Genomic DNA, 15,173 nt, shown 5'->3' on the forward strand with positions numbered 1-15,173 from the left:
TATCCTTTGGAAAAACCGCAGAGGAGAGAGAGATGTATCCCGTTGACCTGCATATGCACACCGTCGCCAGCACCCACGCGTATAGCAACCTCCATGATTACATTGCACAAGCGAAGCTCAAGGGCATCAGGCTTTTTGCGATCACCGATCATGGCCCGGATATGGCGGATGCGCCGCACTACTGGCATTTTGTGAATATGCGGATCTGGCCACGCCTGGTGGACGGTATTGGGATACTGCGCGGCATTGAGGCGAACATTAAAAATACCGACGGTGAGATCGACTGCACCGGCCCGATGCTGACATCTCTTGACCTTATTCTCGCCGGTTTCCATGAACCTGTCTTTGCGCCTCAGGATAAAGAAACCAATACCGCAGCGATGATTGCCACCATTGCCAGCGGCAACGTGCATATTATTAGCCACCCCGGCAACCCGAAGTACCCAATCGATATTCAGGCTGTCGCGCAGGCGGCAGCGAAGCATCACGTGGCGCTGGAGATTAACAACTCCTCCTTCGTGCACTCGCGTAAGGGCAGTGAAGCGAACTGCCGCGAAGTGGCGGCCGCAGTGCGTGATGCCGGAGGCATGGTGGCGCTGGGTTCAGATTCCCATACTGCGTTCACACTGGGTGATTTCAGCGAGTGCCTGAAAGTGCTGAATGATGTTAACTTCCCGGAAGCGCAAATCCTGAACGTGACCCCTCGTCGCATGCTCGATTTCCTTGAGTCACGCGGAATGGAACCGATTGCCGAATTTGCCGATCTTTAATTGTGTAATGGAATAAAAAAATGAATGAGTTTTCCATCCTTTGCCGCGTGCTGGGTACGCTGTACTACCGCCAGCCTCAAGACCCGCTGCTGGTCCCGCTCTTTACATTAATTCGTGAAGGGAAACTGGCGCAGAACTGGCCGCTGGAACAGGATGATTTACTGGAGCGACTGCAGAAAAGCTGCGACATGCAGCAAATCTCCACAGATTACAACGCGCTGTTTGTGGGGGAAGAGTGCCGTGTTTCACCTTACCGCTCTGCCTGGCAGGAAGGGGCAACGGAAGCGGAAGTGCGCGCTTTTCTTTCAGAGCGCGGCATGCCGCTGACCGACACGCCTGCCGATCATATCGGTACGCTGCTGCTGGCCGCATCCTGGATTGAGGACCACGCCGGTGACGATGAGAACGAAGCCATCGAAACCTTGTTCGAAATGTACCTGCTGCCGTGGGTCGGGACATTCCTTGGGAAAGTTGAAGCGCATGCCACCTCGCCATTCTGGAGAACGCTGGCTCCCCTGACGCGTGACGCCATCGCTGCAATGTGGGATGAGCTGGAAGAAGAGAATGAAGAGTGATCACGGTCACATTAGTTCTGCAACGCAACGCATCATCTTGCATATAATGTGCTTCTGATCTCATTTCCATGGCGCGCTTCTGCTAAGATGCGCGCCATGAACATATTACTTTGTATCGCACTCACAACAGGTATCCTCTCCGGGCTTTGGGGATGGGTGGCCGTCTCTCTCGGACTGCTCAGCTGGGCTGGATTTCTTGGCTGCACGGCCTACTTCGCCTGCCCGCAGGGCGGGATCAAAGGGCTTTTTATCTCTGGCTGCACGCTGATGAGCGGCGTTATCTGGGCGCTGGTTATCATGAAGGGCAGCGCGCTCGCTCCGCATCTGGAAATCCTCGGCTATATCATGACGGGCGTGGTCGCCTTTTTGATGTGCGTTCAGGCAAAGCATCTGTTGCTGTCGTTTGTACCCGGCACCTTTATGGGGGCGTGTGCCACCTTTGCGGGGCAGGGTGACTGGAAGCTGGTGGTCCCCTCGCTGGCGCTGGGGTTGCTGTTTGGCTATGCCATGAAGAACAGTGGTCTGTGGCTGGCGGCACGACGAGAAAAAGCGCAAAACGTGCCAGCGGTGAGTGAATAAAAAAAGGCGAGATAACTATCTCGCCTTTTTTATGCGCGTCCTGTCAGGATTCCGGAGGAACCGACATATCGCGGTATTTCACCAGTACCGGGTTTTGCACGTCTGCTTTGTTTTGCAGATCCCACAGCCCGCGGTCGATACCATCATTTATCAGGAAGATAACTCCGGTTTCAATGGCTGACATCAGGCACATCATCACCGGCTCGTTAGAGGTATAACCGATTTCACCCTCCAGCAGACGCTGATAGTCAATGAAGCGGAACACCCCGGCCTGCACTTCATAAGAGAGTATGGTTTTGCTGGTGGTTACCGAAGAGAGCACTTCCCCGGTACTGACGTTAACGACACGCAGGTTAACGGCAATTTGGTCGAGCTGATACTGCGTATCTGCACCGATACCGAAATAACGTGCGCCAGCACCGCCAGATTTCACGTTACTTTCGTAACCGATAATCGACCCTTCAATCATAACATTCGCCGCAGCCAGAGATTGCAGCGGCATGCGGTTATTATCTGCAACGGTACCATTCTCCTGCGCCGCACGAATAATTTTTCGTTCATTTAACAGGTTTTGCAGCCCCTGACGTTCCAGTGGAATAAACCAGCGCGAATCTTTCAGCGCGGTCACCAGCATGGCGGTGGCGCTTTGCGGTACGGCCGTAGAGAAGTTACTTGCCGGGTAAGGTTTAAATTGCCCGGTTTCATCCTGAATGTTGTAGACGGAGACAAATATTTTACCTGTCGGGGCAGGCAAATGGGTTAAATCACGATAACTTTGAGCCCGAGGCATTAATGTCGGTTTTGCAGCTTCTTTAGGTGGAGCAGTTAAACAACCGCTCAATAAGCACACTGCAACAAGTATCAGGAAGCGCTGCATGATCGTTGTCCTTATTTTGGGGTTGTTCAAAAGTCAGTCGAGTTATTTTGTAAACCGGAAACCTGAATGGTTGAGGTTTTTCCGGTTTTACGATCGGTAACGTTCAACTGGAGCTGCCCGTCCCTGTTGGCGATATCGACAATGAAGTCATTGGTCACCATGCGGCCGGGTTTGCCGGTGTTGATATTGGTCAGCAAACCGCCCAGAATTTGCGACTGGATCGCCTGGGTGAAGTTGTCCAGTGCAGATGGCGTATCCACGCTAAAATCCTTGAAGCTGGGATCTTTATAAGAATTTTGCGCCTGGGCTTCATTCAACATGAACGCCCCATTATTCGGGTTACCACCAAAGTTGGGATTACGGAACTGGAATGTCATATTCCCGGCCCAGCTTAATGGGGTGATGAGCATTATCGAAACAACTGCATATGCAATACGCATGACAGCCTCCGGATATAGGTTCGCTAGAACTCGTCTTTTGCTAAATCTCTTGTGCTTAATAGCGCTTTGTCTATTTGCATGCGATTAATAGCGTCTTCTGATTGCGCCAGCGCCAAGGCTACGTTTTTATCGAAGTCTATTTTGGTGGGAAATAAAAATGTTTGATAAATAACGAACTGATTAGCCGTTATTGTTATCCAACTTCCCCATCGTGCACTGGGCCGCTCGTTGATTGTTATATTTCCAGGATACGTACTGTCCCATTTATCACTGAAGGCACGATAAAAATTGTGTCCGACAGAAGAGACGGTATGGTCCGTTAACAATCCGGGAACTTCGACCTCGACGGCCTTCAGGTTCCCGGCAGCGAGCAGAAAGCCCGCTGCGGCAATCCAACTCATGGTGCGTTTCATGTGATTAACGCCTGAGGTTATCGTTTGCCCATGAAACCGCCTGAGTTCGGTTTTTAACAGCTATCTTCTTGAAAAGATTATAAAGGTGCGTCTTTACCGTATTTTCGCTGATAAATAACGAACGGGCGATTTCAATATTTGAAGCACCAATGCGCAATTTGTTCAGGATCTCTTTCTCGCGGTGCGTTAGCAGTGCTGACTCTGAACTGTTGTAGCGGTAATTTCCGGAGTGCGTGATAAGGTAGCTGGCCAGCTTTTGCGAAAAATAACATTCTCCTCGCAAGATACCTTGCAGGCCTTCTACCACCCGATTCTCTTCTTCAGTGACGTAGAACACGCCATTGATATGCGGCCAACTTTCAATGTCCCGGAAAGGATACTCGTCAGGCGTATTCAATAATAACACGCGGATGTTATTGTTTTTCCTGCTCAAAGTATCTTGCCAGTAATGGATGAGCTTTTTATCCGCTTCCATCATATCGAAAAGAATAATGCAGCCAGGTACAATATCATCGAAAGAACGTTGAATATTATGCAATTTCCCGTTCAGTGATAAAGATTGCTTTAAATGTTGTAATAAAGCGGTCGCCTGCAAAGAAGGTTTTGTGATCAACAGTAATGTATGACCATGTAAACTATGGACTTCATTATACATGATGAAACCCCACTTTTTTATGACACCTGGCAGTTGTCCTCCTGCGAAAAGAGGACACCAGAAGTACTGACAGATGTTGCGCTGCTGTGTGTAGAATCAAACCATAACCTCCACAGGGGAGGAAAATATAAAACGATTTTCGTACATCTAATTTCAATCTAGCTTTTACGAAGTTTAAAGCAAGTGTTAAACGTGTAACAAGATGTAAAAATCAATATTAATTTATGAATTCGTACCTTCTTGAAAGCCTTTAATTGATGAAAAAGTTGTACAGCTAAATAATGATGCACAGATTTTAAAAATCATACAAATATTTCTATGTGTCTGATTTTAATGTTTTTATGTTATTCTTTTTCAGAAATTTTAAAGTATTAGTTTCAAAAAAAATCTAACCTACGGAATGCATGCCGCTTCGCCTTAAGAAATCGCGTCTTGTGTCACACGTTAACGTTAATGTCATCCTGTCGTTACGTTTAACCCTTCCTCTCTCGCGTTGGAACAGCCGCTGCGATGTTTCACCCATTTGCGATGGATAAGGCTTTATAAAAATTAAATGGCTTCACTTATCGCTATTTTTGTTCAGGAATTACTACTTTGAGGTGACCTGAAAAATAAAAATAAGCCGCGCGGGTGAGATATTTAACGTGTTTCGGCAGACATACTCTTCACCGTAACGACGCGTTAACAAAATATGCGTTGTTCTAACCTGAAGTCTTTTAAATCAGCCAGGTCCAGGGTGGCAACATGAAAAACACATCGTTATTTATGATGTTTACATTACTGGGAGCGCCTGGGGTTGTCACCGCGGCGAGTTCAGATTTGGCTACCTCTGAATATAACTTTGCGGTAAATGAATTAAGCCGTACATCATTAAATCAGGCAGCCATTATTGGTCAACAGGGTGTACTTAATGACGCTCAGGTGCGCCAGGACGGTTCAAAATTATTGTCCATCGTTTCCCAGGATGGGTCAGGTAACAGGGCGCGGGTTGATCAATCAGGGACTTATAATATTGCGTATATTGCTCAGAGCGGCTTTGCGAATGATGCAGATATTACGCAGGACGGATTTGGTAATAGTGCGAAAATTATCCAGAAAGGGTCGGGTAATAGGGCAAGCATCACGCAGTACGGTACACAGAAAAACGCAGTTGTAGTGCAAAAACAGTCGCAAATGGCAATTCGCGTTATTCAACGTTAGTTATTCGCGGCGACTTTAATCAATCCGATGGGGGTTTTACCATGAAATTTATCAAAGTGGCAGCTCTTGCAGCAATCGTCGTTTCTGGTAGTGCTATGGCCGGTCTCATTGATCAAGGTGGCTGGGGCCATGGACACGGTCATGGCCATGGTCAAGGCGGTAATGGCCCAAATTCAACCCTGAATATTTACCAGAACGGTGGCGGTAACTCAGCTGTCGCCTTGCAGACCAATGCCAGAGATTCAACGCTGTCTATTAGCCAGAGCGGTGGCGGTAATGGCGCAGATGTTGGACAAGGTTCTGACGACAGCACCATCTCTCTGACTCAGAATGGTTTTGCCAACAGCGCAACGCTTGATCAATGGAACAGTCACGACTCTACAATGAATGTGAGCCAGTACGGTGGATTTAACGGCGCAATGGTTGATCAGACTGCGTCTAATTCTACGGTCAATGTTACCCAGATTGGTTTTGGTAACCACGCTGCAGCTTATCAGTATTAATACTGAAATCTGTGCTACAAAAAAACAGGGCCTCAGCCCTGTTTTTTTTCGGGAGTGCATCATGAATACCTTAATTCTCCTTGCCGCGCTTTCCAGTCAAATAACGTTTAACACATCGCAGCAGGGCGATATGACCACCATTATTCCCCAGGTTACGCTGACAACGTCGTGTGATTGTCAGGTACAAATCGTGGCTGAACGGGAAGGGCAGAGTGGCCAAAGTACATCACGCCAGCAAAACAGGCTTTTTATCCCCGCTAATCAGACGATAGATTTAATGCGGCTGAGTTTAAATATTGGTACGGGGGATACGGTGAACATTATTGTCACCGTCTCTGATGGTAAATCGCTTCATTTATCACAGCAGTGGTCACCGCCGGAGAAGAGGCTTTAATCATTCATAAAATCAATGATTTGCCAATGTGGCAGGCCTTCACCGTTGAGCTATGCTGATATCAGGAACTGAGCAACTAAGTTCCGGAACGTGAAACTACGTTTGCTTTAATGGAGCGCTTTTACCCCTCAAGGACGATTTTCATTGAGGAGTACATACACGTGACCAAATATATCGCTCAATTCGCTTCTGGTTTTAGTCTGCTCGTTTCTCTTTTTGTAACCCCGGTTTTTGCGGCGACGGTTGTTGAGGGTGGGGTCATTCATTTTCGCGGCGCGATTGTCGCCGACCCCTGTGAGGTGACTGCACAAACGCGGCAGTTTGCGTTGTCATGCCCGGAAAATAACCGGATTCATACGCGCATGGTCAGTTATGAAGATGCACTTAATGGACATGTGACCGATACCAGCCTCGCCACCCTCAGCATGAAGTACCTCAATCCTGAAAAAACGCTCGCGGTGGTACAAATTCAGTACCGCTGATGTTTGCTCTTCCGCTTTACGGCGGAAGAGGTTTTTCCCGATAGTTTTTTCTCTCGGGTACCTCTGCGATACACTTAAGAAAATGGCGGGAAGCAGAGGGTATTTATGAAACCGCAAATTGACGTTATTCATGGCGATATCACGACGATGCACGTTGATGTGATCGTCAATGCAGCCAATCCGTCACTGATGGGCGGCGGTGGCGTGGATGGCGCTATCCACCGGGCTGCCGGACCGCAACTGCTGGAAGCCTGCAAGACTGTGCGTCAGCAACAGGGGGAGTGCCCACCGGGTCATGCCGTTATTACGCTTGCGGGCGATCTTCCCGCGAAAGCGGTGATTCATGCCGTGGGGCCAATATGGCATGGCGGCGATCGGCATGAGGCGAGTATCCTCGAAGAGGCCTACCGAAACTGCCTGCGTCTGGCCGCTGATAATGGCTATAAAACCATGGCGTTTCCGGCCATCAGCACCGGAGTCTATGGCTATCCGAAAGCTGCCGCAGCGACGATTGCGGTAGACACCGTGTATCGTTACCTGTCGCTTAAACCGATGCCCGAAAAAGTGACATTTGTCTGTTTCGATGAGGAGACACTGCATCTTTATCAGCGGCTGTTGACCCAGCGCGGACAGGAATTAGAGACCTGAAACACACGCGGCGCACTGAGTGCGCCGCGTTTTTTTATGATGCTCTTACCTGCGGTTTTCCGGAGAAAAGGAAACGCAGAAGCGGTATCCGCAGATGGATTTCGTAAAGCACGATGGCGATTCCAATCACAAAGACCAGCCCGGTAAAGAAGCCCAGCGTGTTGGAGGCGATATGCGGTGTGATATAGGCCCCGAAGAACAACGTCAGGGGATGGTGCACCAGATAGATAAACAGCGAAGCATTGACGAAATAGGTCACGCGGCTGGACTTAAAATTAAGCAGCCGGTGGCCCAGCGCAAAGACCACATTCACCATCCACAGGCCCAGCAGCATGGTAATGACGCTCTCGGTTTCATACATCCACGCATCGCCGCTGCCGTAGCGCTGATTTAACAGATAGGCCGCAAACGCGATGGCGGCACCAAAAGCACACCACGGTGAGGGCGTCGTAAACAGCGACTTAAGCTTCGGATAAATAAAGGCCAGCGCCCCGATTAAAAAGAAGGGGATGTAGAACAGCGACTGCATCACCACAAAATTGAATAATCCGTCGCTCAGAATCGGCGGATAGACAATAAACAGCGTCCGTCGCACTGCCGCATAGGCGATGCCCAGCAGCAAAAAGAGCAGCGACAGTTTTCCCAGGGTGATACTGGCGAAAAAGGCGTTAGCTTTGTCGCTTAAATGGCGGCGAAAGCGGCTAAAAATCAACACGCTGACCGTGGTAAGGACCACCAGCACCAGCAGGAACCAGAGGTGGGACACCAGCTCCCAAACCAGGGTGTTGTATTTTTCGTACAGCGACAGGTTAGGCCAGTTCTCCGCCTTACCCTTTACGTACTGCAACATGATGAACTGCGGCAGCGTCAGCAGAGGAATGGCGGTGAGCATCGGAATGCCGACGCGCTCCACGCGCACTTTCCACCAGCGCTTGATGGGGTAGCGCAGAAACAGCATATAAGAGAAATAACCTGAAATGACAAAAAACACCTGCATGCGGAAGGCGTGAATAAAGTCATTAAACAGCGTCAGCCACCAGGAGGGCATTTGACTATTAACATGCCAGGTGTGGCTGGAGTAAATCAGTGAAATGTGGAAGGGGATCCCTAATAGCATCAGCCATGCCCGGATCGAGTCGAGGAAGTATTCACGTTCTACAGGTGTTGTGCTCATATAACTTTGTGCATTCTCAGACTTTTCGCCTTATCCCTAAGACTCATAATGGTTACATTCGAAGCCAACCCTACACCAAGACCGACACCCTGTCTCCAGGATAAGCACGCAAAGTGAAAAGCGGGTTCTTTCATTTGCTTAATCCCTGAGCCAGCGAGCTGAACAAAGCGGTGATAATGTTGTCGGATTGCCTGAGTTTCCATTAAAATGGATCGGATCGATATAAGCACACAAAGGGGGAAGTGCTTACTTATTATGAAACATAAACCACAGATGATGAAAATGCGTTGGTTGGGTGCTGCAGTGGTGTTATCCCTGTATACCTCATCGGCACTGGCCTTTAACATCGACGATGTCGCAAAGCAGGCAAAATCGATGGCAGGCAAGAGCTACGAAGCGCCGAAAAGTAACTTGCCCTCCGTTTTCCGCGACATGAAATATGCGGACTATCAGCAGATCCAGTTCAATCACGATAAAGCGTACTGGAACAATATTAAGACCCCGTTCAAGCTTGAGTTTTATCATCAGGGTATGTACTTCGACACCCCTGTTGCCATCAATGAAGTGACGGCAACGGCGGTACGTAAAATCAAATACAGCCCGGATTACTTCAATTTTGGCGATGTGCAGCACGACAAAGATACGGTTAAAGATCTGGGCTTTGCAGGCTTCAAGGTGCTTTACCCGATCAACAGCAAAGATAAAAACGACGAAATCGTCAGCATGCTCGGCGCCAGCTACTTCCGCGTTATTGGCGCGGGACAGGTGTACGGGCTTTCTGCGCGCGGCCTGGCTATTGATACCGCGCTGCCATCAGGTGAAGAATTCCCACGTTTCCGCGAGTTCTGGATCGAACGTCCAAAACCAACGGATAAACGTCTGACTATCTACGCACTGCTGGATTCCCCGCGTGCAACGGGCGCGTACCGCTTTGTGATCATGCCTGGGCGTGACACGGTGGTTGACGTGCAATCTAAAGTCTACCTGCGCGACAAAGTGGGTAAACTGGGCGTTGCGCCGCTGACCAGTATGTTCCTGTTTGGGCCGAACCAGCCGTCACCGGCGACCAACTTCCGTCCTGAACTGCACGATTCCAACGGCCTGTCTATTCATGCCGGTAACGGTGAGTGGATCTGGCGTCCGCTGAACAACCCGAAACATTTGGCTGTCAGCAGCTTTGCGATGGAAAACCCGCAAGGTTTCGGCCTTCTGCAGCGTGGCCGTCAGTTCTCTCGCTTTGAAGATCTGGATGACCGCTACGACCTGCGTCCAAGCGCGTGGGTGACCCCGAAAGGTGACTGGGGCAAAGGGAAGGTTGAACTGGTTGAAATCCCAACCAATGATGAAACCAACGATAACATCGTCGCTTACTGGACGCCGGATCAGCTGCCGGAAGCCGGGAAAGAGATGAACTTCAAATACACGATCACCTTTAGCCGTGACGAAGACAAACTGCATGCGCCGGATAACGCGTATGTCATGCAGACTCGCCGTTCAACGGGTGACGTGAAACAGTCTAATCTTATCCGTCAGCCTGACGGTACCGTCGCTTTCGTGGTGGACTTCACCGGCCAGGACATGAAGAAACTGGCGCCAGATACTGCCGTGACCGCCCAGGCCAGCATCGGTGATAACGGTGAGATCGTTGAGAACACCGTACGTTACAACCCGGTAACGAAAGGGTGGCGTCTGACCCTGCGCGTGAAAGTGAAAGATCCGAAACAGACCACTGAAATGCGCGCTGCGCTGGTCAGTAACGATCAGCCGCTGAGTGAAACCTGGAGCTATCAGCTACCTGCCAATGAATAATACATCTGAATATATTGATGCCATGCCGCTGACGGATATCGAAAAAGCGGCACTGCCTGAGAGCGACATCCGCGCGGTACATGCCGCGCTGGATGGGGAACATCGTCAGTTTTCACGTGATGACGATTCTCCGCTGGGGTCAGTGAAGGCACGTCTGGAGCAGGCATGGCCGGACTCGCTGGCAGAAGGGCAGTTGATTAAAGACGACGAAGGACGCGATCAGCTTCAGGCGATGCCGAAAGCAACGCGTTCTTCCATGTTCCCCGACCCCTGGCGTACCAACCCGGTTGGCCGCTTCTGGGATCGCCTGCGCGGGCGTGACGTGACGCCACGCTATCTGTCGCGTCTGACAAAAGAAGAACAGGCCTCCGAACAGAAATGGCGTACCGTGGGGACGATCCGTCGCTACATTCTTCTGCTGCTGACGCTGGCGCAGACGGTTGTCGCAACCTGGTACATGAAGACGATTCTGCCTTACCAGGGCTGGGCGCTGATCAACCCGGCAGACATGATGGGCCAGGATATCTGGGTCTCCTTCATGCAACTGCTGCCGTATATCCTGCAAAGTGGCATTCTTCTGCTGTTCGCCGTTCTCTTCTGCTGGGTCTCGGCCGGTTTCTGGACCGCGCTGATGGGCTTCCTGCAGCTGCTGATGGGACGAGACAAATACAGCATTTCGGCGTCTACGGTCGGGGATGAACCCCTGAATCCTGAGCACCGTACGGCACTGATTATGCCTATCTGTAACGAAGACGTTGACCGCGTATTCGCGGGGCTGCGCGCAACCTGGGAGTCCGTTAAGGCGACCGGTAACGCCGCCCATTTCGACGTCTATATCCTGAGCGACAGCTACAATCCGGACATCTGCGTTGCCGAGCAAAAAGCCTGGATGGAGCTGATTGCAGAAGTACAGGGCGAAGGTCAGATCTTCTACCGTCGCCGCCGTCGTCGTGTGAAGCGTAAAAGCGGCAACATTGATGACTTCTGCCGTCGCTGGGGTAACCAGTACAGCTACATGGTGGTGCTGGACGCCGACTCGGTGATGAGCGGTGATTGTCTGAGCGGTCTGGTGCGTCTGATGGAAGCTAACCCGAACGCGGGTATCATCCAGTCTTCGCCAAAAGCGTCCGGCATGGACACGCTTTACGCGCGTTGCCAGCAGTTTGCCACCCGTGTTTACGGGCCGCTGTTTACTGCCGGTCTGCACTTCTGGCAGTTGGGTGAGTCCCACTACTGGGGTCACAACGCCATTATCCGCGTGAAGCCGTTTATTGAGCACTGTGCGCTGGCACCGCTGCCGGGCGAAGGTTCGTTTGCCGGCTCGATTCTGTCGCACGACTTCGTCGAAGCGGCGCTGATGCGTCGTGCAGGGTGGGGCGTCTGGATTGCCTACGATCTGCCTGGATCCTATGAAGAACTGCCGCCGAACCTGCTGGACGAACTTAAGCGTGACCGCCGCTGGTGTCACGGGAACCTGATGAACTTCCGTCTGTTCCTCGTGAAAGGGATGCACCCGGTTCACCGTGCGGTGTTCCTGACCGGCGTGATGTCTTATCTCTCTGCGCCGCTGTGGTTTATGTTCCTGGCGCTCTCCACGGCTCTGCAGGTGGTGCATGCGCTGACGGAGCCGCAGTACTTCCTGCAACCGCGTCAGCTGTTCCCGGTGTGGCCACAGTGGCGTCCGGAGCTGGCGATAGCGCTGTTTGCCTCCACCATGGTGCTGCTGTTCCTGCCGAAGCTGCTCAGTATCATTCTGATCTGGTGCAAAGGCTCGAAGGAGTATGGCGGTTTCTGGCGGGTAACGGTTTCACTGCTACTGGAAGTGCTGTTCTCCGTGCTGCTGGCACCGGTGCGTATGCTGTTCCATACCGTGTTTGTGGTCAGCGCGTTCCTGGGCTGGGAAGTGGTCTGGAACTCACCGCAGCGTGATGATGACTCCACGCCGTGGGGTGAAGCCTTTATGCGTCATAGCTCGCAGCTGCTGCTGGGGCTGGTGTGGGCTGCTGGGATGGCATGGCTGGATCTGCGCTTCCTGTTCTGGCTGGCGCCGATTGTCTTCTCGCTGATCCTGTCGCCGTTTGTGTCGGTCATTTCAAGCCGCTCAACGGTTGGCCTGCGTACCAAACGCTGGAAGCTGTTCCTGATCCCGGAAGAGTATTCGCCGCCGCAGGTGCTGGTGGATACTGACACCTATCTGGAGCAGAACCGCCGTCGTACGCTGGATGATGGCTTTATGCACGCGGTGTTTAACCCGTCGTTTAACGCCCTGGCAACGGCAATGGCTACCGCGCGTCACCGTGCCAGTAAGGTGCTGGAGATTGCCCGCGATCGTCACGTTGAACAGGCGCTGAACGAGACGCCAGAGAAACTTAACCGCGACCGCCGTCTGGTGCTGTTAAGCGATCCGGTGACTATGTCGCGTCTGCACTACCGTGTGTGGTCTTCCCCGGAGCGCTACTCCTCGTGGGTGAACTACTACAACGATCTGAAGCTTAACCCGCTGGCGCTGAAGGCGAAGTAAGTGGCAACGTAGGGCGGGTAAGCAATGTGCCACCCGCCAGATAAAATACCGGCTTAAACGCCGGTATTTTTTTAGAGGTAACGGATGAAAATAATCATCGTCGTCATGATGGCATGTCTGCTGAGCGGCTGCGGCAGCATCATCAGTCGCACCATTCCGGGGCAGGGCCACGGGAATCAGTACTATCCGGGCGTGAAATGGGATGTCCGGGATTCCGCATGGCGCTACCTGACGGTGCTCGATCTGCCGTTCTCGCTGATTTTCGATACGCTGTTGTTGCCCATCGATGCCAGCCACGGCCCCTATGAGTAACGGGAATTAACGCTCGTCCCATTCGTCAGCTGCGGTTTGACCTTCTTCCGTATCCAGCGGTGGCTCGAGCTGAAATTCACCCTCATCCCACTCGTGCAGGGTGTTCTCTTCCAGCCACTCCTGACGCAACTCAATTTCGTCATAGTCACCATCAAAGACGGCCTGAGCGCCTTCACCGCTCAGGATCGGCAAACATTCGCCTTCTTCACCTTCGTCAGCAAAGAATTCGGCCTGCCACATAATATCTCCGTCCTGAAGGACATACTTTTGGATGTTGAGTTGTTGCACGTCCGCATCTTCTTCATCAACGCCGGGGTTATCGGCGAGGAACTCTTCACGAGCGGCATCAATAGCTTCTTCCAGCGTGGCGTACATGGTCATTGGTGTCTCCCTGTTTTCCAGAAGGTTTCAGGGAAAGAATAGCTGAATATCTGATTCTGCAAGTATGAATACGAAAATAAGCCGTCACGTATTTGTCTTATTCCGCCACCGGCCGTAATGTCCGGGATAAACTGAACCACGAGTAAACCGCATTAAACAGTACTACGCCCGCCGTGACGATAAACACGGCGCGAAAACCGAAGCTGGCGGAGATCCCGGCCCCCACCAGCGGGCCGGTAACGTTGCCGATGTCGCGAAATGACTGGTTGTAGCTAAAGATACGCCCGGCGATCTGGTTCGTGGAGTTGTAAACCAGCAGGGTCTGAACGGCTGGCAGTAACGCCCCGTCGGCGGCACCCAGCAAAAAGCGCAGAACGCCCAGCTGCCAGGGTGATTGCACCATCGACATGGGAATGAGCAGCAGCACGGAGATCACCAGCGCACAAATCAGGATCTTTTCCGGGCCGACGCGGTCTCCCAGTTTCCCTAACCTCGGGGCGCTAAGCAGCGCCGCCACGCCGGGTACGGAGGCAATCAACCCGCTGATAAACGCAATGTTGCTCACGTTACCTGCCAGATCGCGAACGTACAGCGTCAGAATAGGGGCAATCGAACCGGTCGCGACCTGAATAATCAGGGTCGTCACGAACAGGCTCAGTACCAGTCTGGGGTTTTTGAGTGAAGCCAGCACATCCCGTGCGTGGAGCATCTCTTTTTTGGCGACGGGGGTGAAGTTTTCACGAATGCAGATCAGCGTAACGATAAAGCAGAGGAACAACACGCTGGCAGTAATGAAAAATACCGGGCGCAGGCCATAGCTGTCCGCCAGCAAGCCGCCCGCCAGAGGTCCCAGCAAGGCGCCGCTGACGCCTCCGGTTGAGAGCGTCCCGAGCGCCCAGCCGCTTTTATGACGCGGGATCTGGGTGGCGATCAGCGCATTCGCGTTGGGAATAAATCCTCCCAGCAGGCCAAGTAGTGCGCGCAAAATCAGAAACTGCCAGACGTTCTGCGCCACACCCATTAACGCCATGATGATGGCCATTCCCAGCGCCGAGCGCAGCAGCATGATTTTACGCCCTTTACGGTCGGCAAGGCCGCCCCAGAACGGCGAAGCAATGGCGGAGAAGAGGAAAGTAATGCTGAACACCAGACCAGACCACATATTGAGCGCACTGTGGCCCGTCACGCCCAGTTGTTCAACGTACAGGGGCAGAAAGGGCATCACGAGGCTAAACGCCGCGCCGGTAAGAAAACAGCCAAGCCAGGCAACCGTAAGGTTACGTTTCCAGTTTATGGGGGCATCTGAGGGTGACATAACAATCCGAATAATGAGGTGCAGCGCACCGTAAGGCATGAAGTAATAAGCCTGCTAATTATGCGCCTGGGTTATGATTGCCGCAATGAGGGAGAGCTTTTAAAGCTAAAACAGGGAGCGGCCCA

At 51.9% G+C, this 15,173-nt stretch carries 18 protein-coding genes; 11 read left to right on the forward strand and 7 right to left on the reverse strand.

Going from position 1 to position 15,173, the window contains the following annotated elements; translation table 11 throughout:
* The first annotated feature begins 32 nt into the window (after positions 1–32).
* The 3 genes from ACOTZF_RS01160 to ACOTZF_RS01170 all read left to right on the forward strand — a co-directional run bounded on the left by ACOTZF_RS01160 (position 33) and on the right by ACOTZF_RS01170 (position 1,924).
* The gene (locus ACOTZF_RS01160) at positions 33–770 is read left to right on the forward strand and encodes a phosphatase (RefSeq protein WP_040019375.1); all 738 of its coding nucleotides are present in this window, start codon (positions 33–35) and stop codon (positions 768–770) included.
* A gap of 20 nt (positions 771–790) precedes the next feature.
* On the forward strand, positions 791–1,345 hold the full coding sequence (locus tag ACOTZF_RS01165) for a TorD/DmsD family molecular chaperone (RefSeq protein ID WP_013097176.1): 555 nt from the start codon (positions 791–793) through the stop codon (positions 1,343–1,345).
* Positions 1,346–1,441: 96 nt separating this feature from the next.
* Positions 1,442–1,924 carry a DUF1097 domain-containing protein gene (locus ACOTZF_RS01170; RefSeq protein WP_072200468.1) on the forward strand — a complete coding sequence of 161 codons (483 nt, stop codon included), beginning with the start codon at positions 1,442–1,444 and terminating at the stop codon, positions 1,922–1,924.
* Between the two features lie 43 nt (positions 1,925–1,967).
* Here the strand turns inward: ACOTZF_RS01170 and csgG are convergent, their stop codons facing one another.
* From csgG to csgD, 4 genes are read right to left on the reverse strand one after another with little or no spacing between them, the layout of a single operon-like run.
* Positions 1,968–2,801: a curli production assembly/transport protein CsgG gene (csgG, locus tag ACOTZF_RS01175; RefSeq protein WP_028027948.1), complete on the reverse strand. Its 834-nt coding sequence runs from the start codon at positions 2,799–2,801 to the stop codon at positions 1,968–1,970.
* A 26-nt stretch (positions 2,802–2,827) separates the two neighbouring features.
* Entirely contained in the window at positions 2,828–3,241 is a 414-nt protein-coding gene (gene csgF, locus ACOTZF_RS01180) for a curli production assembly/transport protein CsgF (RefSeq protein ID WP_013097173.1), read from the reverse strand.
* Between the two features lie 23 nt (positions 3,242–3,264).
* Complete coding sequence (csgE, locus tag ACOTZF_RS01185; RefSeq protein ID WP_023620196.1) at positions 3,265–3,654, reverse strand: curli production assembly/transport protein CsgE; 390 nt, start codon at positions 3,652–3,654, stop codon at positions 3,265–3,267.
* A 4-nt stretch (positions 3,655–3,658) separates the two neighbouring features.
* Positions 3,659–4,309, reverse strand: a complete 651-nt coding sequence (csgD, locus tag ACOTZF_RS01190; protein ID WP_129252626.1) for a biofilm master transcriptional regulator CsgD — start codon at positions 4,307–4,309, stop codon at positions 3,659–3,661.
* A 744-nt stretch (positions 4,310–5,053) separates the two neighbouring features.
* On the opposite strand from csgD, the gene csgB reads away from it, so the two are divergent.
* The 5 genes from csgB to ymdB all read left to right on the forward strand — a co-directional run bounded on the left by csgB (position 5,054) and on the right by ymdB (position 7,536).
* Positions 5,054–5,509 (forward strand): curli minor subunit CsgB, encoded by a 456-nt coding sequence (gene csgB, locus ACOTZF_RS01195; protein ID WP_045295773.1) that lies wholly within the window; start codon positions 5,054–5,056, stop codon positions 5,507–5,509.
* A gap of 41 nt (positions 5,510–5,550) precedes the next feature.
* Positions 5,551–6,012 (forward strand): curli major subunit CsgA, encoded by a 462-nt coding sequence (gene csgA, locus ACOTZF_RS01200; RefSeq protein ID WP_023620194.1) that lies wholly within the window; start codon positions 5,551–5,553, stop codon positions 6,010–6,012.
* A 61-nt stretch (positions 6,013–6,073) separates the two neighbouring features.
* Positions 6,074–6,406, forward strand: a complete 333-nt coding sequence (gene csgC / locus ACOTZF_RS01205; protein ID WP_057072653.1) for a curli assembly chaperone CsgC — start codon at positions 6,074–6,076, stop codon at positions 6,404–6,406.
* 161 nt (positions 6,407–6,567) lie between these two features.
* On the forward strand, positions 6,568–6,888 hold the full coding sequence (locus ACOTZF_RS01210) for a type 1 fimbrial protein (RefSeq protein ID WP_057072656.1): 321 nt from the start codon (positions 6,568–6,570) through the stop codon (positions 6,886–6,888).
* A gap of 105 nt (positions 6,889–6,993) precedes the next feature.
* Positions 6,994–7,536 (forward strand): O-acetyl-ADP-ribose deacetylase, encoded by a 543-nt coding sequence (gene ymdB, locus ACOTZF_RS01215; RefSeq protein WP_045295774.1) that lies wholly within the window; start codon positions 6,994–6,996, stop codon positions 7,534–7,536.
* A gap of 34 nt (positions 7,537–7,570) precedes the next feature.
* Here ymdB and mdoC read toward each other — a convergent pair whose 3' ends face one another.
* Positions 7,571–8,710: a glucans biosynthesis protein MdoC gene (gene mdoC / locus ACOTZF_RS01220; protein ID WP_013097165.1), complete on the reverse strand. Its 1,140-nt coding sequence runs from the start codon at positions 8,708–8,710 to the stop codon at positions 7,571–7,573.
* 255 nt (positions 8,711–8,965) lie between these two features.
* Here mdoC and mdoG point away from each other — a divergent pair, with 255 nt between their 5' ends.
* From mdoG to ACOTZF_RS01235, 3 genes are all read left to right on the forward strand, one after another.
* Positions 8,966–10,519, forward strand: a complete 1,554-nt coding sequence (mdoG, locus tag ACOTZF_RS01225) for a glucans biosynthesis protein MdoG (protein WP_020689627.1) — start codon at positions 8,966–8,968, stop codon at positions 10,517–10,519.
* Complete coding sequence (gene mdoH / locus ACOTZF_RS01230) at positions 10,512–13,040, forward strand: glucans biosynthesis glucosyltransferase MdoH (RefSeq protein ID WP_129318176.1); 2,529 nt, start codon at positions 10,512–10,514, stop codon at positions 13,038–13,040. The genes mdoG and mdoH overlap by 8 nt, the downstream gene beginning before the upstream one ends.
* Before the next feature lie 84 nt (positions 13,041–13,124).
* Positions 13,125–13,352, forward strand: a complete 228-nt coding sequence (locus tag ACOTZF_RS01235; RefSeq protein ID WP_013097162.1) for a YceK/YidQ family lipoprotein — start codon at positions 13,125–13,127, stop codon at positions 13,350–13,352.
* A 6-nt stretch (positions 13,353–13,358) separates the two neighbouring features.
* Here ACOTZF_RS01235 and ACOTZF_RS01240 read toward each other — a convergent pair whose 3' ends face one another.
* Together ACOTZF_RS01240 and mdtG are read right to left on the reverse strand one after the other, a co-directional pair.
* Positions 13,359–13,733: a MysB family protein gene (locus tag ACOTZF_RS01240; protein WP_014831418.1), complete on the reverse strand. Its 375-nt coding sequence runs from the start codon at positions 13,731–13,733 to the stop codon at positions 13,359–13,361.
* 97 nt (positions 13,734–13,830) lie between these two features.
* Entirely contained in the window at positions 13,831–15,048 is a 1,218-nt protein-coding gene (gene mdtG / locus ACOTZF_RS01245) for a multidrug efflux MFS transporter MdtG (RefSeq protein ID WP_028027946.1), read from the reverse strand.
* Positions 15,049–15,173: the final 125 nt, after the last annotated feature.

Origin of the sequence: Enterobacter cloacae complex sp. SHL021, assembly GCF_049237765.1 — a bacterium.
In the GTDB taxonomy this organism is placed as follows: domain Bacteria; phylum Pseudomonadota; class Gammaproteobacteria; order Enterobacterales; family Enterobacteriaceae; genus Enterobacter; species Enterobacter cloacae.